Source organism: Reyranella sp. (assembly GCF_044224635.1).
GTDB lineage: Bacteria > Pseudomonadota > Alphaproteobacteria > Reyranellales > Reyranellaceae > Reyranella.
This window is the reverse complement of sequence record NZ_JBGAKA010000027.1, coordinates 1-21,593: the sequence shown is the minus strand read 5'-3', so window position 1 is coordinate 21,593 and position 21,593 is coordinate 1. Positions and strand designations below refer to the sequence as shown.

Sequence of the window (21,593 nt, the reverse complement as noted above, 5' to 3'; positions counted from 1 at the left end):
GGGCCATGAGTCATACTGCTGGGACCGCGCCACTCCAGTGGCCCATCATTTGTGGGATCGACAAGAAGAGCGCCACTGGAGTGGCGCGGTCCCAGCGATGAGGCCCATGACCCCTCCGCCCCGTATGACGGGGCACCTCCCCCGTTGACGGGGGAGGGACATGAAAAATGTACGCCGAGCTGCAAGTCACCACCAATTACAGCTTCCTGCGCGGCGGCTCGCATCCGGGCGAGCTGGCGTTGCAGGCGATCGCGCTCGGCCACAGCGCCATCGGCATCGCCGATCGCAACACCCTGGCCGGCGTGGTGCGCGCCTATGCGGCGATCAAGGAATATTACGAGGAGTTCCCCGACATCCCGGCAGGCGAGCGCTGCCGCCTGCTGGTCGGCGCCCGCCTCGAGACGCGCGACGGCTATTCACTGCTCGCCTATCCGACCGATCTCGACGCCTACAAGCAGCTGTCGCGCCTGCTGACGGTCGGCAATCGCCGCGCGGCCAAGGGCGCCTGCGATCTCGGTTTCGAGGATTTGGCCGCTCATGCCGAAGGCCTGCTGGCCATCGTCCTGCCGCCGCGCCAGCCCGACGATCCGGCCTTTCGCGCTCGCCTGAGCACGCTCGCCGAGCTGTTCGGCGACCGCTGCTATCTCGCCGCCACCATGCTGCTCCGCGGCGACGATGCGCGCAGCCTGGCGCTGCTCGACAATCTCGCCGCCGAGACGGGGGTCGGCCTGGTCGCCACCAACGACGTGCACTATCACATCCCAGAGCGGCGGGCGCTGCAGGACGTGGTGACCGCCATCCGGCTGGGCTGCACGGTCGACGAGCTGGGCTTCCGCCGCTTCGCCAGCGCCGAGCGGCATCTCAAGGACCCTGAGGAAATGGCGCGCCTGTTCCGCCGCCATCCGCGCGCCATCGAGCGCACCCAGGAGATCGCCAGCCGCTGCCGCTTCTCGCTCGACCAGCTCACCTACCAGTACCCGGTGATGTACGAGGGCGGCGAGACTCCGCAGGACAAGCTCGTCCGCCTGACCTGGGAGGGTGCAGCCTGGCGTTATCCCGACGGCATTACCGACAAGGTGGCCAACATCCTTCGGAATGAATTCGAGCTGATCGACAACAAGAAGATTGCTCCCTACTTCCTGACCGTACACGAGATTGTGCAGCGGGCTCGCGCGATGGGTATCCTGTGCCAGGGTCGCGGCTCGGCTGCCAACTCGGCCGTGTGCTACTGCCTCGGCATCACGTCGGTGGATGTCGACAAGTCGGAAGTGCTGTTCGAACGCTTTCTTTCCAACGAGCGCGACGAGCCGCCCGACATCGACGTCGATTTCGAGCACGAGCGTCGCGAGGAGGTGATCCAATGGATCTACAACAACAAGGGCCGCTCGCGGGCCGCGCTGGCCGCCACCGTGATCTCCTATCGCAGCCGCAGTGCCATCCGTGAGGTAGGCAAAGTGCTTGGCCTCTCACCCGACACGGTGGGCGCGATGGCCGACACGGTCTGGGGCATGGGATCGGGCGGCGTCGATATCGATCACGTGCGCGAGGCCGGTCTCGACCCCACCGATCCGCGCCTGAAGCTGGCGCTCGAGCTGTCGGCGACGCTGTGCGGCTTTCCCCGCCATCTGTCGCAACATGTCGGCGGCTTCGTCCTCACTGACGATCGTCTCGACGAGCTGGTGCCGATTCAGAACGCCGCCATGGTGGACCGCACCGTCGTCGAATGGGACAAGGACGATCTCGATGCCTTGAAGATCTACAAGGTCGACGTGCTGGGGCTCGGCATGCTGACTTGCCTGCGCAAGAGCTTCGACTTGATCGACAAGCATTACAGCCGGCAAGTGACGCTCGGCAGGATCGCCGAGGAACCTGCCGTTTTCGACATGCTGGGCAAAGCCGATTCGATCGGCGTGTTCCAGGTCGAAAGCCGGGCGCAGATGTCGATGCTGCCGAGGCTCAAGCCCCGAACCTACTATGATCTCGTCGTCGAGGTGGCAATCGTGCGGCCCGGTCCCATCCAGGGCGGCATGGTCCATCCCTATCTGAGGAATCGGCGGAAAATAGATGCAGGCGAGACGATCGAGTATCCGGGGACGCTCGAGAAGATCCTGAAGCGGACGTGCGGCGTGCCGCTGTTCCAGGAGCAGGCGATGCAGATCGCCATCGATGCCGCGGGCTTCTCGCCTGCCAAGGCCGACAAGCTGCGCCGCGCCATGGCGACGTTCCGCCGGTCCGGCACGATTCACAAGCTCAAGGACGAGTTCATCAATGGCATGGTCGAAAGGCACTACGATCGCGCCTTCGCCCGGAGCTGCTTCAAGCAGATCGAAGGGTTCGGCGAATACGGCTTCCCTGAAAGCCATGCCGCGAGCTTCGCGCTCCTGGTCTACGACTCCTCCTGGGTCAAGCACCACTACCCCGAGGTCTTCGCCGCCGCCCTGCTCAACTCACAGCCGATGGGTTTCTATGCGCCGGCCCAGCTGGTGCGCGATGCTCGCGAGCACGGCGTCGAGGTGCGGCCGCCCGACATCAACGTCAGCGACTGGGATTGCACGCTCGAACCGGCTGCGAACCGCTGCGCCTTGCGTCTCGGACTGCGCCAGGTCACCGGTTTTGGCAAGGACGAGGCCAAGCGGTTGATCGAACATCGCACCGAGCCCTATCGCGACCCGGCCGACCTGTGGCGGCGATCGGGACTGTCGAAGCGCCATATCCTGGCCCTGGCCCGCGCCGACGCCTTCGCTTCGCTCGGCCTGTCGCGGCGCGACGTGCTGTGGGCGGTGCGCGGTTTCTCCGATGCGCGCCTGCCGCTGCTCGACAACGCGCCGCAAGCGCGCGACCTCGAACCGGGTGTCAGCCTGCCGGCGCTCACCCTGGGCGAACAGGTGGTCGACGACTATGCCGCCCTCTCGATGTCGCTGCGGTCTCATCCGATGGCGTTGCTGCGTCCCCGATTCTCCGAACGAGACGTGTCACCCACCGCCGTGCTGGCGACTTCAAGCAACGACGATTTCCTCACCCTCGCCGGGCTGGTGCTGGTGCGCCAGCGGCCGGGCACCGCCTCGGGTGTGGTGTTCGTCACCATCGAGGACGAGCACGGCATCGCCAACCTCGTGGTCTGGCCCAAGGTCTTCGAAGCCCATCGCCGCATCGTCATGGGATCGCGCCTGCTCGCCGTGCAAGGCTGCGTGCAACGCGAGGGGCTGGTGATCCACCTCGTCGCCGAACGCTTGTGGGACTGGTCGGCCGAGCTCGATTCGATTTCCGACATCGACACTTTCCATCTCGATCATGGTCGCGGCGACGAGGTCCGTACCGACCCCGGCGACCGCCGCCTCCGTCCGCCCCTGCTCGTTCCGGAAGCCAACGCCACGCGCCATCGCGTCGGCAAGAGCCAGCCGACCAAGCCGGGTTACGACCGCAGCCGCATCGCCCTCGACCGCCCCAGGATCAAGATCGCCTCACGCGACTTCCATTGAAGACGAACCATCAGGCGACGACGAACCGGTGCTGTCGCCCGCGTGTCCTGGCGAATCTTCGAATCCGGTCGTCGTAAGTGACGAGCGGGCAGCCAAGCTCGATGGCGCTGGCGATAAGCAACCGGTCGGCCGGATCGCGATCCTCCAGGCCGTGCAAACGATAGGCACGTGCTGCCGCTGCATGGTCAAGTGCCACCGCCTCCAGCCCCGGTCGACTAACGAAACGTTCCACCCAATCTTCCACGGGAAGGTCCAACTCGATCGATCCCCTGTCCACTAGGACGGCGATTTCCCAGACACTGATCGCACTCAGGAATATCTGGCCACCATCCTGCCAGGCATTGTCGATCGTACGCCGCGTGCTCGCTCCCAAACGATCGTCTTCGCTGTCCAGCCACAGCGCGATGTGGGTATCGAGCAGCAGATCGGTCACCGGTCAATCTCGCGCCCAGTCTCCGCGTCTGTTTCATCCTCCAAGATCGGTTTTGTGAGATCCACCCCGCGCTTTATGCGAACAGAGCCGGGATGGGCACCGAACAGAGATCCACTACGGGCAGTTTCGGAGAGAAGACGTCGCACAGCCGTCGCCACCAACTCGGTCTTGTTCCCGCCCGTGATCTGGTCGGCGGCCTTTTCAATGAGGGCGACGACATCGGGGCGATTGATGGTCACGACTCTGGCCACGGGCCCTCCATAATGACATGCGTAATGATCTAATGATCAAAGGCAATAAGTCAACCCGGCCCTGCCCTACGGTAGCGACGTCGCTTCCTCGATCAGCTCTTGCGCCGCGATGTCGAGCAGCTCGTCCACGGCGGTGCCGTCGAGCACGCGTTCGCGGCCGATCTCGAGCAGCACCGGCACGGCGAGCGGCGAGATGCGCTCGAGGCGGCGGTAGTCGATGCGGCCGCGGGCGCGGCGCAGCAGGTCGCCCAGGCGCTTCAAGTCGGCGAGCTGCCAGGCGGCGTCCTGGCGCGTGGCGCGCAGCAGGATGTGGCTGGGCTCGTGCTTGCGCAGCGTGTCGTAGATCAGGTCGGAGCTGAAGGTGACCTGGCGTCGCGATTTCTCCTCGCCGGGAAAGCGCCGCTCTATCAGGCCGGCGATCACCGCGACGTTGCGGAACGAGCGCCGCAGCATGGTCGATTCGTCCATCCACGCCTCGAGGTCGTCGCCCAGCATGTCCTCGTCGAACAGCAGCTCGAGCTGGCGCCTGGTCGGCGGCCTGAGCCCCCACAGGCCGAGCACGTAGTCGGTGGCGACGAAGCCCAGCGGTTTCAGCTCCATGCGCTCCATGCGACGCGTCAGCAGCATGCCCAGCGTCTGATGGGCGTTCCGGCCCTCGAAGCAGTAGGCGACGATGAACTGCTTGCCGCCGCGCGGGAAGCCCTCGATCAGCAGCCGGTCGCCGTGCGGCAGGGTCGAGCGGATGCGCTGCAGGCGCAGCCATTCGCGCACCTCGTGCGGCAGCTTGGGATGGCGCGACGGGTCCTGCAGGATGCCGCGCACGCGGTCGGCCAGGAAGGTCGAGAGCGGCAGGCGACCGCCGCCATAGGCCGGCACCTTGGGATCGCCGCCGCTGGCCGACGAGCACTGGGCCACCAGCTCCTTGACGCCCTCGAAGCGCAGCAGCCGCCCGGCGAAGACGAAGGTGTCGCCCGGCACGAGTCCCTGGATGAACGACTCCTCGACCTCGCCCAGCACCGGGCCGCGCCGCAGCTTCACCTTGATCAGCGGCAGCTCGACGATGGTGCCGACATTCATGCGGTACTGCCGCGCCACCAGCGGCGAGGCCAGCATCCAGCGGCCGTCGGGCAGCTGCTTCAGGCGATGCCACTGATCGTAGGCGGCCAGCGCATAGCCGCCGGTCGCGACGAAATCGAAGGTGTCGTCGAAATCCTTGCGCGACAGGTCGCGATAGGGCAGTGCGGTGCGCACCTCCTCGTAGAAGGCTTCGCGATCGATCGGCTGGGCGCAGGCGGTGCCGACGATGTGCTGGGCCAGCACGTCGAGACAGGCCGGCCGCGGCGGGTCGCCGTCGAGCTCGTGCGCCTCGACGGCTTCCAGCGCGGCCAGCGATTCCAGCACCTCGAAGCGGTTGGCCGGCGCGATCATGGCGCGGCTCGGCTCGTCGAGCCGGTGATTGGCGCGGCCGATGCGCTGCATCAGGCGGCTCACGCCCTTGGGTGCGCCGACCTGGATCACCAGGTCGACATCGCCCCAGTCGATGCCGAGATCGAGCGAGGAGGTCGCCACCACGGCGCGCAGCCGGCCGGCGGCCATCGCCGCCTCGACCTTGCGCCGCTGCTCGACCGCCAGCGAGCCGTGATGCAGGCCGATCGCCAGGTTGTCCTCGTTGATGCGCCACAGGCCGTCGAACGCCAGCTCGGCCTGGGCGCGCGTGTTGACGAACACGATCGAGGTCTTGTGCTGGCGGATGATGTTGTAGATCTCGGGCAGAGCGTGCCGGCCCATGTGGCCGCCCCACGGCAGCCGCTCGTGGGCGTCGATGATCGTCACGTCGGGCGCGGCGCCCGGCTCGCCCTGCACGATCTCGACCTCGTCCTTGACCGCCAGGAACTCGGCCAGCACCGGCGGATCGGCCACGGTGGCCGACAGCCCGACGAAGCGCACGTGCGGCGCCAGGGTGGCGACGCGGGCCAGGCAGAGCGCCAGGTGATGACCCCGCTTGCTGGTGGCGAAGGCGTGCAGCTCGTCGACGATGACGCACTTCAGCGTCGCGAAGAACTGCGCGGCGTCGGGATAGCTCAGCAGCAGCGCCATCGATTCCGGCGTGGTCATCAGCAGGTCGGGTGGCCGCTCGCGCTGGCGCTGGCGGCGGCTTTGCGGCGTGTCGCCGGTGCGGCTCTCCGCCCGCACCGGCAGGGCCATCTCGGCGATCGGTATCTCGAGATTGCGCCGGATGTCGGTGGCCAGCGCCTTCAGCGGCGAGATGTAGAGCGTATGCAGCTCGCCCTTGCCCTTCGCGTGCGCCAGGTCCTCGCCGTTCTGGCGGCGCAGCGTGAGCTCGATCAGCGACGGCAGGAAACCCGCCAGCGTCTTGCCGCCGCCGGTCGGCGCGATCAGCAGCGCGCTCTTGCCCTGCAGCGCCAGCCCGACCAGCTCGAGCTGGTGCGGCCGCGGCTGCCAGCCCCGGCTTTCGAACCAGCGTGAAAAGAGGTCGGGCAGCGCCATGTGCGAGCCAGTGTTTTCGGGCATTTCGGCCCGTTTTTGGCACTGAGTTGGCACCGAGCGCCACATTGATCAATCGATAACCTACGGGCTAAGCATCAGTCTTGCACGCCGGGGTCTCTGCTGAACACAAGAGTGTCGGCCTATCTGTGAACCAAGGTTGACGCTCGGTCATTCGTGAACCATAGTTCACACATAGTCGAGATCCGCCAAACTACCCGCTTCGCCCGCTGGCTGGGAAATTTGCGCGACCAGCAGGCTCGGCTTCGCATCGCCACTCGTATCCGCAGGATGGAGCTGGGCAACCCCGGCGACGTAGAGCCGGTTGGCGGCGGCGTCAGCGAGATGCGGATCGCGTACGGTCCGGGCTACCGCCTCTACTTCGTGTCCAAGGGCAGGACAGTGGTCGTTCTCCTGTGTGGCGGCGACAAGTCCTCACAGGATCGCGACATATCCCTGGCAAAGCAGATGGCAAAGGAGTTTTGACATGCCCCTCAAGACCACCCGTTTCGACATACTCGACCACCTGAAGACGCCCGAGGAACGCATCGCGTATCTCGACGCCGCCTTTGAGGAGGGTGATCCGGCTTTCATCACCGTTGCCCTGGGCGACATCGCCCGATCCGTCGGAATGACAACCGTCGCCAAGCAGGCCGGCGTGACCCGCGAAGCGCTCTACAAGGCTCTCGGCCCGGAGGGCGATCCGAAACTCACGACCTTGCTCGGCGTCGCGAAGGCGCTGGGCATCAAGCTCACCGCCGCTCCGGCCGTTGCACGCCCGAATCGGAGGGCCGAACGCGGCGCCCGCCGAGGCTCTGCAAAGGTCGATGCTGCTTCCTCGGAAGTCGGCAAGCGCCTGAGGGGCCACTGAGCGCTCATGTGCGCACAAGGGATTGTCAGTCATTGAACCGATGGGCCGGGCAGCCCCATATCCCTCGGGTAGGATGCAGCACGCTCAATGGCAACCGGCTCCCTGAACCCCCGATCCTGGCTCTACCCGACGCCGCGCGGCCTCTACTGCGAGCCGGGTGGCTTCCATGTCGACCCGGCCGTGGCGGTCGACCGCGCGGTGATCACGCATGGCCATGGCGATCATGCCCGGCCCGGCCATCGCGCCGCGCTCGCCACGCCCGAGACCCTGGCGATCATGCGCGCCCGCTTCGAGAGCATGCCCGACACGGCGCAGCAATCCCTGAGATACGGCGAGACGGTCCGCCTCGGCGAGGTCGAGGTGCGGCTCGCCCCGGCCGGCCACATCCTCGGCTCCGCCCAGGCCGTGCTGACCTGGCGGGGCCAGCGCATCGTCGTATCAGGTGACTTCAAGCGCCGCGCCGATCCGACCTGCCCGCCCTTCGAGCCGGTGCCGTGCGACGTCTTCATCACCGAGGCGACCTTTGCGTTGCCGGTGTTCCATCATCCTTCCGATTCAGGCGAGATCGGCAAGCTGCTGCGCTCCGTCGCCACCTTTCCCGAACGCTCCCATCTGGTGGGCGTCTACGCGCTGGGCAAGTGCCAGCGCGTGATCAGCCTGCTGCGCGCGGCGGGCTACGACAAGCGCATCTGGCTGCACGGCGCGCTCCTCTCCCTGTGCAGGCTCTACCAGGAGCACGGCGTCGATCTCGGCGACGTGGCGCCGGCGTCGGAGGCGATCCTCGAGACGTTCCGCGGCGCCATCGTGCTGTGCCCGCCCGGCGCCATCGCCGACCGCTGGTCGCGGCGCTTCGCCGAGCCGATCTCGGCAGTGTGCTCGGGCTGGATGGGCGTGCGCGCGCGAGCCCGCCAGCGCGGCGCCGAGCTGCCCCTGGTGATCTCCGACCATGCCGACTGGCCGGAGCTCAGCCGGACCTTGAAGGACGTCGGCGCGCCCAAGGTCTGGGTCACGCATGGCCGCGAGGAAGCGCTCGTCTTGCACGCCCGCTCGCTCGGCATCGAGGCCGAGGCGCTGCATCTCGGCGGCCGCGACGAGGAGGATGGCTGAGTGCAGGCCTTCGCCGCCCTGCTCGACGCGCTGTCCTTCCAGCCGGCGCGCAACGCCAAGCTCCGCCTGATCGAGACCTACCTGCGCGAGGTGCCCGATCCCGACCGCGGCTGGGGCTTGGCGGCGCTGACCGGCGGGCTCGATTTTCCGGCGGCCAAGCCCGCCCTGCTGCGCGGCTTCGGCGAGGACAAGATCGGCCCCGAGCTGTTCCATCTCTCCTACGATTATGTCGGCGATCTTGCCGAGACGCTGGCGCTGATCTGGGAGACCGACGCCACGGCCGGGCCGCCGCCGACCCTCGGCGAGGTGGTCGACACCCTGCAGCACGCCAGCCGCAGCGAGACGCCCGGCATCCTGAAGCGCTGGCTCGACGCGCTGGACGCGACCGGCCGCTGGGCCCTGCTCAAGCTCCTGACCGGCGCGCTGCGTGTCGGCGTGTCGGCTCGGCTCGCCAAGCAGGCCGCGGCCAACATCGGCAACCAGCCGGTCGATGCCGTGGAGGAGATCTGGCACGGCCTCACGCCGCCCTACCGGCCGCTATTCGACTGGCTGCTGCACGACGCCCCCAAGCCCAGCAGCAATGCCGGCGGCGCCTTCCTGCCGCCGATGCTGGCCAACCCGATCGAGCAGAGCGAGCTCGAGGCGCTCGATCCGGCGCATTTCCGCGCCGAATGGAAGTGGGACGGCATCCGCGTGCAGGTCGCCGCGTCGGGCGGCGTGAAGCGCCTCTACAGCCGCGCCGGCGAGGACGTGTCGGGCGCCTTTCCCGATATCATCGAGGCAATCGATTTCGACGGCGTGTTCGACGGCGAGCTGCTGGTCCGCCGCGAAGAGACCGTGGCGCCGTTCAACGACCTGCAGCAGCGCCTCAATCGCAAGACCGTGACGCCCCGCATGCTGGCCGACCACCCGGCACACGTGCGGCTCTACGACGTGCTGTGGCTCGACGGCGTGGATTTGCGCGGCCTGCCCTTCGACCAGCGCCGTGCCCGGCTCGAAGCCTGGATGGCGCTGAAGCCGCGTCAGCGCTTCGACGTTTCGCCGCTCGTGACCTTCCGCGACTGGGCCCATCTCGCCGAGCTGCGCCAGGGCATGACCAGCGACGGCATCGAGGGCCTGATGCTGAAGCGGGCCGACAGCGCCTATCTCGCCGGCCGGCCCAAGGGGCCGTGGTTCAAATGGAAGCGCGACCCCATGCTGGTCGACTGCGTGCTGATGTACGCCCAGCGCGGCCACGGCAAGCGCAGCTCGTTCTATTCCGACTTCACCTTCGGCTGCTGGCGCGAGGTCGCGGGGCAGCGCGAGCTGGCGCCGGTCGGCAAGGCCTATTTCGGCTTCACCGACGAGGAGCTGCGCTGGCTCGACAAATGGGTGCGCGACCATACGACCAACCGCTTCGGCCCGGTCCGCGAGGTCTCGCCCGAGCTGGTCCTCGAGATCGCCTTCGACGGCATCGCCCGCTCGACCCGGCACAAGTCTGGGGTGGCGATGCGCTTCCCGCGCATCAACCGCATCCGCACCGACAAGCCCGCTGCCGAGGCCGACACGGTGGACAGCCTGTTGAAATTGGCGGCGCCAGCAGCCATTGAGCCTTGAAATCGTCGGTGACCGAACATATCACTAGTGACATGAAGCCTACGATGAAGGGAGCATCGTCCAGCCATCGAGCCAGCGCCCGACGCTATCGCGAGCGCATGCGATCGGAGGGACTGCGTCAGGTCAGCCTGTGGGTCTACGACCGCAGTTCCCCGGCTTTTGTCCGTGAATGTCGCCGCCAGTCGCTCCTGGTTTCGAAGCCGCATGCAACAGCGGATCTCGAGCGACTGCTAGATGAAAGCCTCGGCGAAATCGATGGTTGGACGGCTTGAATCGCGGTGATGTCGTAACAGTCGCCCTCCAAGGCGACTTCGGGAAGCCCCGCCCCGCTGTGATCGTCCAGTCCGACACCTTCAACGATACACACGCGACGATCTCGGTCCTTCCGATCACGAGCACGATCATGTCTGCGCCCGTCTTTCGCATCACTGTGGAGCCATCAGCCGCGAACGGGCTGCGAAGCATCTCGCAGATCATGACAGACAAGATTGTCAGCGTTCGCCGCGAGCGGCTTGGCGCCAGAATTGGCGCTCTCGATCGCGAAACCATGGCCCGTGTTGGGCGCTCCCTGGCGCTCTGGCTGGAACTCGCCTGAGTCGGGAGCTGTTGGACGTTATATCCCTACACCCTCAACGGTCATCCCCTCCCCTGCGACCCCGATTGGGGTCGAAAAAGTGAGCAAGGCGCCCTAGATTACCGGGCATGATCGATCCGTTCGGCAGGCATATCACCTACCTACGCGTCTCGGTGACGGACCGCTGCGACTTCCGCTGCGTGTACTGCATGGCCGAGGACATGACGTTCCTGCCCAAGGCGGAAGTGCTGTCGCTCGAGGAGCTGGAGCGGCTGTGCACCGCCTTCGTGCGGCGTGGCGTGCGCAAGCTGCGGCTAACCGGCGGCGAGCCGCTGGTGCGCAAGAACGTGATGACGCTGATCCGCAGCCTCGGCCGGCATCTCGACAGCGGCGCGCTCGACGAGCTCACGCTCACGACCAACGGCAGCCAGCTCGCCAAGTACGCCCAGGACCTGGCCGCGATCGGCGTGCGCCGCCTCAACGTGTCGATGGATACGCTCGACAAGAACAAGTTTCGCGAGCTCACGCGCTGGGGCGATCTCGACCAGGTGATGCGCGGCCTCGACGCCGCGCAGCGGGCGGGGCTGCACATCAAGATCAACGCGGTGGCGCTGCGCGGCGTCAACGACACGGAGTTCGACGAGCTGATCCGCTGGAGCCACGGCCGCGGCATGGATCTGGTGCTGATCGAGGTCATGCCGATGGGCGAGATCGGCGAGGAAGCGCGGCTCGACCAGTACCTGCCGCTATCGCTGGCGCGCGCCAGCATCGCCAAGCACTTCACCCTCAGCGAGACCGACTACCGCACCGGCGGCCCGGCGCGCTACTTCCGGGTCGAGGAGACCGGTGGACGCCTGGGCTTCATCACGCCGCTCACCCACAATTTCTGTGAAAGCTGCAATCGCGTCCGGCTGACCTGCACCGGCACGCTCTACATGTGCCTCGGCCAGGAGGACGCCGCCGACCTGCGCGCGCCGCTGCGCGCCTCGGAGAGCGACGAGGTGCTCGACCAGGCCATTACCGAGGCGATCGCGCGCAAGCCCAAAGGGCATGATTTCATCATCGACCGCCGCCACAGCAAGCCGGCGGTGCCGCGCCACATGAGCGTCACCGGCGGCTGAGGCCGCGCGCCCTTCATTCTCCTCCCCAGCTTCGCTGGCGAGGTGTCCGCGCCTGCCCTGAGCGAAGCCGAAGGGTCATCGCGGACGGAGGGGTCATAGGCCCCAGTCCCGCTGCTCATGACCCCTCCGTCGCGTATGACGCGACGCCTCCCCGGCGAAGCCGGGGAGGAGCCTGAATCACGACGACGGACCATCCTGCGATTTCGCCGACCGCGCCTGGGCGCGGCGGACGGCTTCGCGGTGGGAGATGTACATCGCGCTGCTGAAGATCACCGCGGCGCCGACGAAGGTCCAGACGTCGGGCTTCTGGGTGAACAGGAAGAAGCCCAGCACGGTGTTCCAGATCAGCGACAGGAAGCCGATCGGCTGCAGCAGCGTGATGTCCGCGAGCTGGTAACCGCGCTGCTGGCAGATGTGGCCCAGCGTGCCACACAGGCCCGCCGCCATGAACCACAGCAGATCGGTCCACAGGGGCGTCTGCCAGAAGGCGACGGCGAAGGGTGCGGCGCAGACCACGATCACCATGTTCTGCCAGATCACGATCGTGTTGGCCGAGTCAGTGCGGGCCAGCGCCTTCGACATCAGGTTGGAGGCCGAGAAGATCGGCGTGCTGGCGAGCACGCAGAGCGCGCCGATGCCGATCTCGCCGAAGCCCGGCCGGATGATGATCATGGCGCCGGCAAAGCCGACGGCGACGGCGATCCAGCGGCGCAGGCGGACGTCCTCGCCGAGAAACAGGGCGGCGCCGATGGTGACGAAGATCGGTCCGGTGAAGCCGAGCGCGGTGATCTCCGCCAGGGTGGTGAGCGGCAGGCCGATGAACCACAGCATCATGCCCGCCGTGTGCAGGGCACCGCGGAAGATATGCAGCGGCATGCGCCGCGAATGGAACGACCGGTAGATGCCCAGGCGCAGGATGATGGGCAGCAGGAACAGCGCCCCGAAAAGGTAGCGCAGGAACGCCATGACATAGGAATTGAGGTGTTCCGCCGGGATCAGCGTGAACACGTTCAGCAGGGCGAACAGCACCCCCGATATGGCGACCCAGAGAATGCCCCGCAGGTTTGGCGTCAGCGCAAGCCAGCGGTCGACGAAGAAAGTCACCCCGGCACTATGTCATGCCGAGTGAAGTTCCGCACGCCTGTGGATGGGAATGAGTCCGCGGAGGCGAAGATCAGGCTTCGCCGACTCCGTCACCGTTCAGGCGGACCGTCGGCACGATGTACTCACTGCGCAACGTGGTCACCCGCCGAACCAGGTCTTCGATGTAGGGGTCGTGGATGCCGAGCGCCCGCGCATGCGCGGCGGTGTTGGCAAGGTAGTCGCGGCAGGCGCCGCGCCGGCCTTCGGCATAGGCAATGTGATGGGCTGTACGGTCCATCGACAGGTCGCCGCAATACTGGCAATGGCTGGTGTCGATGGCGAAGGTGACGGCGGTGACGGTACGACCGTCCCGCAGCCTGGTCGGCACCCAGCACGGCCGGTAGACGCCGGCCAACATCTCGCGGTTCCACAGCAGGCCGAGCTCGCTGCGCACTTGGTCGGGGGACAGGCGGTAGGCGATGCCTTCGCAGGTTCCGCCCTCCTCGAGCGCCAGCATCAGGCCGGGCAGCTCAGGCGTGCCGCGCCCCATCGGCATCCAGAAGCAGAACGAGCGGCGCCATCCCTCGACCGTGCAAGCCTGGGCTTCGCTGACCTCGATCGCCGGATTCCACATCAACGATCCGTAGGCGAAGACCCACGCTTCCTCGCCTGGCGGGTAGCGTGTCATCGCCTCGTTCAGGCTGGCCGCGCGCTGCTCGCCCGACAGGAAGAAATGGTAACCGGCCTTGCGGGCGTCGGCGACGATCTGGTCGACACGCTCGCTGCTCAGATCCTCACGTGTCAACAAAGCCGGACCTCTCTCAGGCGCCGTAGACGATGGACATGGTTTCCGCCACGCAGGCCGGCCGCTCCTGGCCTTCGATCTCGACGGTGACCTGGTTGGTCAGGCGGACCCCGCCGCCATCCATCGGATCCGCGGCAATCAGCTTGGCGCGCGCCCGCACCTTGGCGCCGGCCGGAACCGGGCTGGTGAAGCGCACCTTGTTGCAGCCGTAGTTGATGCCGCGCTTGACGTTGTTGATGTGCGAGATCTGCTGGTTGAGCATGGGGATCAGCGACAGCGTCAGGAAGCCGTGGGCGATCGTCTTGCCACCCGGCATCTCCTTCTTCGCGCGCTCGACGTCGACATGAATCCACTGGTGGTCGCCGGTCGCGTCGGCAAACTGGTTGATGCGGTCCTGGCTCACCTCGACCCAGTCACTGACACCGATTTCCTGGCCCACGTGCTTGTGCATCTCGTTGGGGTGGGCGAACTCCCGCTTTGCCATTCCTACCTCGGGGTGTTGTTTCTGCTCTAAGACTGCAATCTTATCGCAAAAATGGTCTTCCTGCAGACTATATTCGGCACCCCCAGCTTGGCGGATCACTCGATTTGTATCGTCGCCTGCTTTTAACCATCATGCCATCAACAAGAATGCACATGTGGAGACCCCAAAATGGCGAACCAGACCGTTCTCTGTGACATTGGCGAGGGAATTTGCACTCTTACCCTCAACCGGCCTGACAGGCTCAATGCCTGGACCGCCGAAATGCACAGCGAACTCAAGGACGCCCTGTACCAGGCCGGCGCCGATCCGGACGTCCGCGTTATCATCCTGACCGGGGCCGGCCGCGGCTTCTGCGCCGGCGCCGACATGGGCGGCCTGCAGGCAATCGGCGGCGGCGCCAGCCCGGACCGCAAGACCAAGACCCAGGCCGGCCTGCCGGGCGGCAGCACGCTGGCCGAGTTCCGCATGCCCTACTCCTACTTTCCGGCAATCCCGAAATTCATCATCTCTGCGATCAACGGCCCGGCCGCCGGCCTGGGGTTCATCATTCCACTCTACACCGATCTTCGGTTCGCGGCCGAATCGGCAGTCTTCACCACCTCGTTCGCTCAGCGCGGCCTGATCGCCGAGCATGGCGTGAGCTGGCTGCTGCCCCGCCTGGTCGGCCAGTCGGCCGCCCTCGACCTGCTCTGCTCGGCGCGCAAGATCCGTGCCCCTGAGGCGCTCTCGCTGGGCCTCGTCAGCCGCGTCATCCCCGACGACAAGCTGATGGCCGAGACCCGCGCCTACGCCCGGCTGATGGCCGACACGGTGTCGCCGCGTTCGGTCGCGGTGATGAAGCGGCAGGTCTGGGAGGCGGCGTTCCAGAGCCTGGCCGAGGCCACGACCCAGGCCAACCACGAGATGGAGCTCTCGTTCCAAACCGCCGATTTCAAGGAAGGCGTCGCCCACTTCCTCGAGAAGCGCGCCGCGCGCTTCACGGGACGGTAGTGCACGGAGAGCCTCATGCGCTGGGAGCGCGCCACTCCGATGGCGCTTCATTTTCTCCTCCCCAGCTTCGCTGGGGAGGAGAAGCGAAAGCCTCAGATCTTCTCGGTCTCGCCGGCGCGCGGCTGCCAGGTCATCAGGCGGCGCTCGACGCGCCCGACCAGGGCATCGAGCACCAGGGCGAAGGCGGTCAGCACCAGGATGCCGGCGAACACGGTGTTGATGTCGAACGTGCCTTCGGCCTGCAGGATCAGGTAGCCGACGCCGCGCGCCGAGCCGAGATACTCACCGACCACGGCGCCGACGAAGGCGAGGCCGACGGCATTGTGCAGGCTGGCGAATACCCAGCTCATCGCCGACGGCAGGTAGATCGAGCGCAGCAGCTGGCGCCGCGAGGCGCCCAGCATGCGCGCATTGGCGATCAGGTTGGGGCTGACCTCGCGCACGCCCTGGTAGACGTTGAAGAACACCACGAAGAACACGAGCGTGACGCCCAGCGCCACCTTCGACCAGATGCCGAGCCCGAACCACACGGCGAAGATCGGCGCCAGCACGACTCTGGGCATCGAGTTCAGGCCCTTGATGTAGGGATCCATCACGGCAGACGCCGTGGGCGAGAGCGCCAGCCACAGGCCGATCCCCAGCCCGAAGGCCGAGCCGATGACGAAGCCCAGCGCCGTCTCGAGCAGCGTGACGCCGAGATGGATGAAGATGTCGCCGGTCACGAACCAGTCGACGACGACCCAGAACACCTTCTGCGGCTCGTTCGTAGGCCTTGAGGACCTCGGCTTTCATGACTCCCCAGATCTCGCGATGGAGATCGAGGAAGGCCGGCGTCATGCGGATCTCCGAGACGTCGCGCGGGCGCGCGAGGTCGACCTTGAAGTCGCCGATCGGATGGGTCGCCGGGCCGGCCGACAGCACGACGACGCGATCCGAGAGCGCGATCGCCTCCTCGAGGTCGTGGGTGATGAACAGCACCGATTTCCGGTCCTCTGCCCACAGCGCCAGCAGCTCGTTCTCCATCAGCTGCCGTGTCTGCACGTCGAGCGCCGAGAACGGCTCGTCCATCAGAAGGATGTCGGGGCTCAGGATCAGCGTCTGCGCCAGCGCCAGCCGCTTGCGCATGCCGCCCGACATCTGGTGCGGATAGCGATCACCGAAACCGGCCAGCCCGACCCGGCGCAACCATTCCTCGCCCCGCGCCCTCGCCTCGCCGGCGGCGATGCCGCGAAATTCCAACCCGGCCATCACGTTGCCGATGCCGGTGCGCCAGGGCATCAGCGCATCGGCCTGGAACATGTAGCCGGCACGCCGGTTGACGCCGTCGGCGACGTTCAGGCGCTCGCCGAATACCTCGACCGTGCCGGACGATGGCTCGAGCAGGCCGGCGGCGACATTCAGCAAGGTCGACTTGCCGCAGCCGGTCGGGCCGACCACCGAGACGAACTCGCCGCGCGCCACGGTGAGCGTCGCGTTGGCGACCGCGGTGTAGGCCTCGCCGCCACCGTCACGCGAGGCGAAGCGGCAGGTGATGTCGGCCAGCGCCAGCGCTGGTACTTCGGAGGGGGACACGTCTAGCGTCTAGTTGCGAAGAGAAACGATAGCATTTCTGAACTGCGACCTCTTGAATTCGCATTTGCACAGGCGAAGGGAGCACCGTGCCCGCGGTAGGGCCCGATGAAGTCGTTGATGGCTTGGTAAGTTGCTCGCCCCACATGAAAGCCCGCGCCGGCGGGAGCCTTGCGACCGAAGACGCCGAACCATCTGATGCCAGGGCCACCAACTCCGAACTCTGCTTCACAAAGCAATTTGGTTCCACCGCCCGAACGCCACGGCACACCCCAATGATGATCGTCGAACAGGCGGAACCCAACGATGACGGCAAGTGATCTTGCGGTTTTCTCGCACCACGTGGCGACCCGTCAATGCGCTTGAGCTCGTCGAAAGTCTGCTTGATCTTCGCTGCTAGCTTGTAGGGCCAAATTCGGCGCGGTTGCTAGAAGTTACCGCGGCGATACGCCTTGTCAGCGAAAGCGTGCCGCCACGGCGGGATCGGCCGGCGCAGCAGCGTGAATTGCGCCCGAGGCTTCGTCGATCGTCGCACCCGTCACACGTGCGATGGCGGCCAGGACGTCCGCAGCCGAGCGCCGTTCCGATCGGGCCGGCCAGGCGCGGACAACCCCGTCAGCGCCTCCGGTCACAATCCAGGCGCCGCTCGCCATCGCTGCCACGCAGATGACGTCCTTCGGATGCAGCATCGGCGGCGCGATGGGCAGACCAAGCTCAACGTCGTATCGCCGAGCGGTGAATTGCCCCGCACGGTCGCCGGTGATGAAGGCCACGACGAATGTCTCTCCGTCTTGGCTGAAAGCCGTGGCCCATGGGATGGCACCGGCCTCGAACGGCGAGAAGCGCGGTTGCTCCCGCCGGACGTCGTAGCCAGCAATCCAGCGCGAAACGTTAGCCACGAGCAGCAAGGGCTGCTCCGGATGGAATGCCAGGCTCCGGGCCATGTTGCGGTCCTCGAGCGGGCGGCCGCGCGGCATACCGTCGGTCAGGCCATAGAGCGCGGCACCGCTCTCCCCGCCCGCCGCGACCAGCCCAAGCCGAGCCGACGCTGCCAGCACATTGACGTTGGTATCGATGTCCCGCGACCAGCTCTGGACACAGGAGCGGGCATCGAAAGCGATCAGACGGCGCAGCTTGGCGGTCCCCGCAGTCACCACGAGCACATACGCGCCGTCATCCGACATTGCGAGGGCGGAAGGGCCCGTTAGCGCATGGCTGGAGGCGCACAGCACCGGCTGGTCCGCATCGACCCGGCGCAGTTCCAGGGGTCCGCCGTCCCGGGCGTGCGCGATGACCGCCCGCGCGCGATCGCCAACCGCCAAACCAACATCCGCCGAGGTTACCACTGCTCCGGTCGCGGCATCGCGGACGCTGAAACCGCCACCCTCTTGGCTGAACAGCACCTTCCGGCCACCATCGAGGAAAGCTACGTCGAGTAGTTTATGCCCAAGGTCGAGGTCCCATGTGCAGGTCGTCTCGCCAACCCGGCAAACAGCGCCACGGCCGTCGCTGATGGCGACGGCGAAAGCGACCTCGGCCGGATGCGCGTCCAAGCCCATGATGGCCTGCGAGGGCGCGCTGGTGGGCCAGGCATGACTCCAGGCAGGACTACCGGCCGCAATTCGCGTCGCCCGCACCGTTCCGTCCCAACCCGCCGTCACCAGCCGCCCATCCGGTAGCGCGGCAAGCAGCACATACCCGCCCAGATGCCGGATGCCCCGTTCGCGTGGCTGCCCCATCTCGAGGTCCCAGATGGTGACACGCCCTTCAGTCGTGGCGATTGCCACCGTGCGATCATCAAGGAACCGGACAGCCTTGCCCGGCGCATCGAGTGGCAGCCGACGAACCTCCTCCGGTCTCCTGCGATCTATCACCACCGCCTCCCGGCCGCCGGGCAGCGCAAGCAGATCGCCCGAGGGGCTGAATACCGGTTCCTCCTCGACGGGAAACGAGAGCGGCGGGGCGATCAACCGGTTGGTCGCGCTATCGCGGGCTTCGATCACGTTCGTTCCTAGACCGCTCGAGACGACGAACCACACGCCATTCGGCGACGGCCAAACGTTCAACGCCGGCAGCCCGTAAGAGCTAGGAAGATCGTTTCTTGATTGTCCCGATCGGAGGTCAATCACTTCGACGTGCCGTTCGGCAGTGATCCGGTAGACACGGGCGCCCACCGCGTCGATGGAGGCGGCCACACCGATCGGATGTGTCACCCGAACCGGACCGACTAGCGATCCGGAAGAGACGCTGAATATCCGTTCCTCCAAAGCACCTATCTCACTCGTTGCTGTGTGCACGACTAGTCGGTCAAGTGCCGGCAGCCATTCCGCGTTCTGAAGGCTCCCGGTCTTGCCGGATGCGAGCCGGCGCACCGTCCCGACCGCGAGGTCTAGCAGTTGGAGACCAGTCACCCGATCGCGCCGCAGCAGCATCGTCGCGCCGGAGACCGGGTAGACGTCCTCTTCTTCGTCGAACGTCCAGTCGAGTTGGATCGATCCCGCCCTATCCAACACCAACATACGCAGAGGATTGCCGTCCGACAGCATTATCGCCCCGTCCAGGACCGCGAGCGTCGCCAATGAGCCGACTCCGGGCAAGTCGAGGGAAAACCGTTCCGTCATCGTCGCACTGTCGAAGCAAATCAGTCGTGACCGCTCGGTCCATACGACGAGATCCTTCCCATCGGGCGACAGTTGCATCGCAGCGACGCGGCCGCCGGTCCAATAAATCTCGCTGTCGGGCAGCCGGATGGCGCCCAACACTTCGCGCGCCCGCCGCTGATCACGACCAAGAAACGGCGCCAGCAACCATTGCCCGGTCACCGTGCCGAGGGCCCGAGCGGCCAACAGCGCTGCCTCATCCGGGCGATCGACTGCGCGTTCAACGCTCGCGCGCAGATCCGACGAGGCCGCAGCACGCGCCGCTGAAATGCCGTTGGTGAGCGCAAAAATGCCGCCCAATCCTGCCATCACCAGCAACAACAAGAGGCCCAGTGCGATACCCTGGAACAATCGCAATCGCGAGACGTCGCGGCGGCGGGAGCCAAGATTGGCGCGGATCGCGGCCACGACGTCATCCGAGGGCGGGGCACCAAGCGCGGACGCTGGTTCCTCCACCCGCACGAAATTGGCCAGCCGCTCGACGAAGTCGGGCATGCCTGGTCCTGGCCGCGCCGCCGCGACCACGTTGCCGAAATCCACTACTAGCAGGTTCGGGGCGCTGAGCGGCGTCGACTCCTCTCCTGTCGCGGCACCCTCGGGGTGCCGCTTGAGATAGGCCGCGATTTCCCGTTCCACCCAGTCCGTCGGTTGACGCCGGACCATCAGCTCGGGCGAACCGAGCAGCAGCAGCATGCTCGACCGGCCGATATGCCGTTCGGTCGCCACCAGCAGCGAATTACCAGGCACGTAGAACACGCGATCAATGAAGCTTGAGATGTTCTCGGCCTTCAATCGCGCGTGCAGGCTCTGGGCATAGGCGGCGGCATCGGCGCGCCGGTGCGTGATGAAGACGTCGTAGCCCCAGAGCGCGTCTACCCAGCGCGAAGCACCGATCCACAGGCGGCTCCAAGCGCGTGCCCCCACCCACCGGAGCGGCCAAGGCGCGACGGGCCCGCTGACGGCTAGCACTGGTTGGGAATCGTCGGCCGGCGCGGGAAGGACCGATGCCTTTGCTGCGTGCTCCGACGAGCCAACGGTTGGATTCATGACGACCTGATCATCGATTCCAACGTCCTCGCTAGGTCGAGCGCCTGCATTGCGCCGCCGTCGCGGCGTGCGAAGCCGGCAGGTCGCGCCCACGGAGCTTGACGCGCCGTGAGTAGCCCCGTCCAGCTGTGACGGAGCAGCGCGCGTAGCACGGCGGCGACGCGAACTCGAAGCGGCTAGCTGCGCTTCCTGGCGCGTTCGGCGAACTCGTTGGTCCAGGTCTCGGCCAGCTTGATCTTGGCCGGCTCGATCTTGGGATCGCCGTCAGCCAGGAACTTCAGGCAGTTGGCCGGACCATCGGCCGGCATTACGCCGTCGGGCGAGATGGTCTCGCGCACGCTGGCGAAGGCCCGCTCGTAGATCGCCTTGTCGCCCAGCAGGTAACCGGTCGGCACGGCGGCCGCGACGTCCACCGGCGCTGCCGTCTGCAGCCATTCGTCGGCACGGACGATGGCTGTCGCTAGGGCCTGCGCCGTGTTGGGCGTCTTGGTGAGCAGCGCCGGCTGGGCATAGAGGCAGGCGGCCGGCATCGATCCGCCGAACAGCTCCTGGTTGCCCTTCATGGTCCGCGTATCGACCATGATCTTTATGAGCTTCTTTTCCTGCAGGATCGTCAGCGCCGGATCGGACTGCGAGATGCCGTCGACCGACTTGTTCTCGATCGCCGCCACGACGGACGCACCGGCGCCGACGCCGATCGCCGCGATGTCGGTTGGTTTGAGCCCGCCCTTGGCGGCCCAGTAGGTGACCAGCATCTGGGTCTGCGAGCCGGGTGCGGTGACGCCGAACTTCATGCCCTTGATGTCGCCCGGGCCCTTCACCTTGTCGGCGAGATCGTTGCGCACGCCGATGGCGAGCTGCATGCCGCGCCCGATCAAGGCGAAGCCCTTGATCGCCTGGCCGCGCTGCTGCATGCGGATCGTATGCTCGTAGGCGCCCGCCACCACGTCGGCGCTGCCGCCCATCAACGCTTCCAGCGACTTGGCGCCGCCCTGGAAATCGTTGATCTCGACGTCGA

Annotated in this window: 17 protein-coding genes and 2 pseudogenes; 9 read left to right on the top strand and 10 right to left on the bottom strand. The window is 66.5% G+C overall.

Annotation, left to right across the window (positions count from 1 at the left end; translation table 11 throughout):
• The first annotated feature begins 167 nt into the window (after positions 1-167).
• Entirely contained in the window at positions 168-3,479 is a 3,312-nt protein-coding gene (locus ACILR9_RS22150) for an error-prone DNA polymerase (RefSeq protein ID WP_395712129.1), read from the top strand.
• A gap of 10 nt (positions 3,480-3,489) precedes the next feature.
• Here ACILR9_RS22150 and ACILR9_RS22145 read toward each other — a convergent pair whose 3' ends face one another.
• From ACILR9_RS22145 to ACILR9_RS22135, 3 genes are all read right to left on the bottom strand, one after another.
• Positions 3,490-3,912, bottom strand: a complete 423-nt coding sequence (locus ACILR9_RS22145) for a type II toxin-antitoxin system VapC family toxin (protein WP_395712128.1) — start codon at positions 3,910-3,912, stop codon at positions 3,490-3,492.
• Positions 3,909-4,163 (bottom strand): hypothetical protein, encoded by a 255-nt coding sequence (locus ACILR9_RS22140; protein ID WP_395712127.1) that lies wholly within the window; start codon positions 4,161-4,163, stop codon positions 3,909-3,911. The genes ACILR9_RS22145 and ACILR9_RS22140 overlap by 4 nt, the downstream gene beginning before the upstream one ends.
• Positions 4,164-4,229: 66 nt before the next feature.
• Positions 4,230-6,695 carry a ligase-associated DNA damage response DEXH box helicase gene (locus tag ACILR9_RS22135; RefSeq protein WP_395712126.1) on the bottom strand — a complete coding sequence of 822 codons (2,466 nt, stop codon included), beginning with the start codon at positions 6,693-6,695 and terminating at the stop codon, positions 4,230-4,232.
• Positions 6,696-6,863: 168 nt separating this feature from the next.
• Between ACILR9_RS22135 and ACILR9_RS22130 the strand changes: the two genes are divergently transcribed.
• The 7 genes from ACILR9_RS22130 (at position 6,864) to moaA (ending at position 11,937) form a co-directional block, all read left to right on the top strand.
• Positions 6,864-7,154, top strand: a complete 291-nt coding sequence (locus tag ACILR9_RS22130; protein ID WP_395712208.1) for a type II toxin-antitoxin system RelE/ParE family toxin — start codon at positions 6,864-6,866, stop codon at positions 7,152-7,154.
• Position 7,155: 1 nt separating this feature from the next.
• Positions 7,156-7,539, top strand: coding sequence for an addiction module antidote protein (locus ACILR9_RS22125; protein ID WP_395712125.1), 384 nt, complete (start codon positions 7,156-7,158; stop codon positions 7,537-7,539).
• Positions 7,540-7,626: 87 nt separating this feature from the next.
• The gene (locus ACILR9_RS22120) at positions 7,627-8,646 is read left to right on the top strand and encodes a ligase-associated DNA damage response exonuclease (RefSeq protein WP_395712124.1); all 1,020 of its coding nucleotides are present in this window, start codon (positions 7,627-7,629) and stop codon (positions 8,644-8,646) included.
• Positions 8,647-10,242, top strand: coding sequence for a cisplatin damage response ATP-dependent DNA ligase (locus ACILR9_RS22115; RefSeq protein WP_395712123.1), 1,596 nt, complete (start codon positions 8,647-8,649; stop codon positions 10,240-10,242).
• Positions 10,243-10,274: 32 nt separating this feature from the next.
• Entirely contained in the window at positions 10,275-10,514 is a 240-nt protein-coding gene (locus ACILR9_RS22110) for an antitoxin MazE family protein (protein ID WP_395712207.1), read from the top strand.
• Entirely contained in the window at positions 10,502-10,837 is a 336-nt protein-coding gene (locus tag ACILR9_RS22105; protein WP_395712122.1) for a type II toxin-antitoxin system PemK/MazF family toxin, read from the top strand. The genes ACILR9_RS22110 and ACILR9_RS22105 overlap by 13 nt, the downstream gene beginning before the upstream one ends.
• 107 nt (positions 10,838-10,944) lie before the next feature.
• Entirely contained in the window at positions 10,945-11,937 is a 993-nt protein-coding gene (gene moaA / locus ACILR9_RS22100) for a GTP 3',8-cyclase MoaA (protein ID WP_395712121.1), read from the top strand.
• A 177-nt stretch (positions 11,938-12,114) separates the two neighbouring features.
• On the opposite strand, the gene ACILR9_RS22095 is transcribed toward moaA, so the two are convergent.
• From ACILR9_RS22095 to ACILR9_RS22085, 3 genes are all read right to left on the bottom strand, one after another.
• Positions 12,115-13,041, bottom strand: a complete 927-nt coding sequence (locus ACILR9_RS22095; protein WP_395712120.1) for a DMT family transporter — start codon at positions 13,039-13,041, stop codon at positions 12,115-12,117.
• Positions 13,042-13,111: 70 nt separating this feature from the next.
• The gene (locus ACILR9_RS22090) at positions 13,112-13,825 is read right to left on the bottom strand and encodes a gamma-glutamylcyclotransferase (protein WP_395712119.1); all 714 of its coding nucleotides are present in this window, start codon (positions 13,823-13,825) and stop codon (positions 13,112-13,114) included.
• A gap of 16 nt (positions 13,826-13,841) precedes the next feature.
• A complete protein-coding gene (locus ACILR9_RS22085; RefSeq protein ID WP_395712118.1) occupies positions 13,842-14,309 on the bottom strand; it encodes a MaoC family dehydratase in 468 nt (155 codons plus the stop codon).
• A gap of 168 nt (positions 14,310-14,477) precedes the next feature.
• On the opposite strand from ACILR9_RS22085, the gene ACILR9_RS22080 reads away from it, so the two are divergent.
• Complete coding sequence (locus ACILR9_RS22080; RefSeq protein WP_395712117.1) at positions 14,478-15,299, top strand: enoyl-CoA hydratase; 822 nt, start codon at positions 14,478-14,480, stop codon at positions 15,297-15,299.
• A 92-nt stretch (positions 15,300-15,391) separates the two neighbouring features.
• Here ACILR9_RS22080 and ACILR9_RS22075 read toward each other — a convergent pair.
• From ACILR9_RS22075 to ACILR9_RS22060, 4 genes and pseudogenes are all read right to left on the bottom strand, one after another.
• Positions 15,392-16,027 (bottom strand): annotated as a pseudogene (locus ACILR9_RS22075) (ABC transporter permease); the annotation flags it as partial.
• Between the two features lie 25 nt (positions 16,028-16,052).
• A pseudogene (locus tag ACILR9_RS22070) lies at positions 16,053-16,871 on the bottom strand (ABC transporter ATP-binding protein); the annotation flags it as partial.
• 452 nt (positions 16,872-17,323) lie between these two features.
• Positions 17,324-20,575, bottom strand: a complete 3,252-nt coding sequence (locus ACILR9_RS22065; protein ID WP_395712116.1) for a TIR domain-containing protein — start codon at positions 20,573-20,575, stop codon at positions 17,324-17,326.
• 176 nt (positions 20,576-20,751) lie between these two features.
• The coding region (locus ACILR9_RS22060; protein WP_395712115.1) for an ABC transporter substrate-binding protein at positions 20,752-21,593 on the bottom strand (842 nt) is incomplete at its 5' end.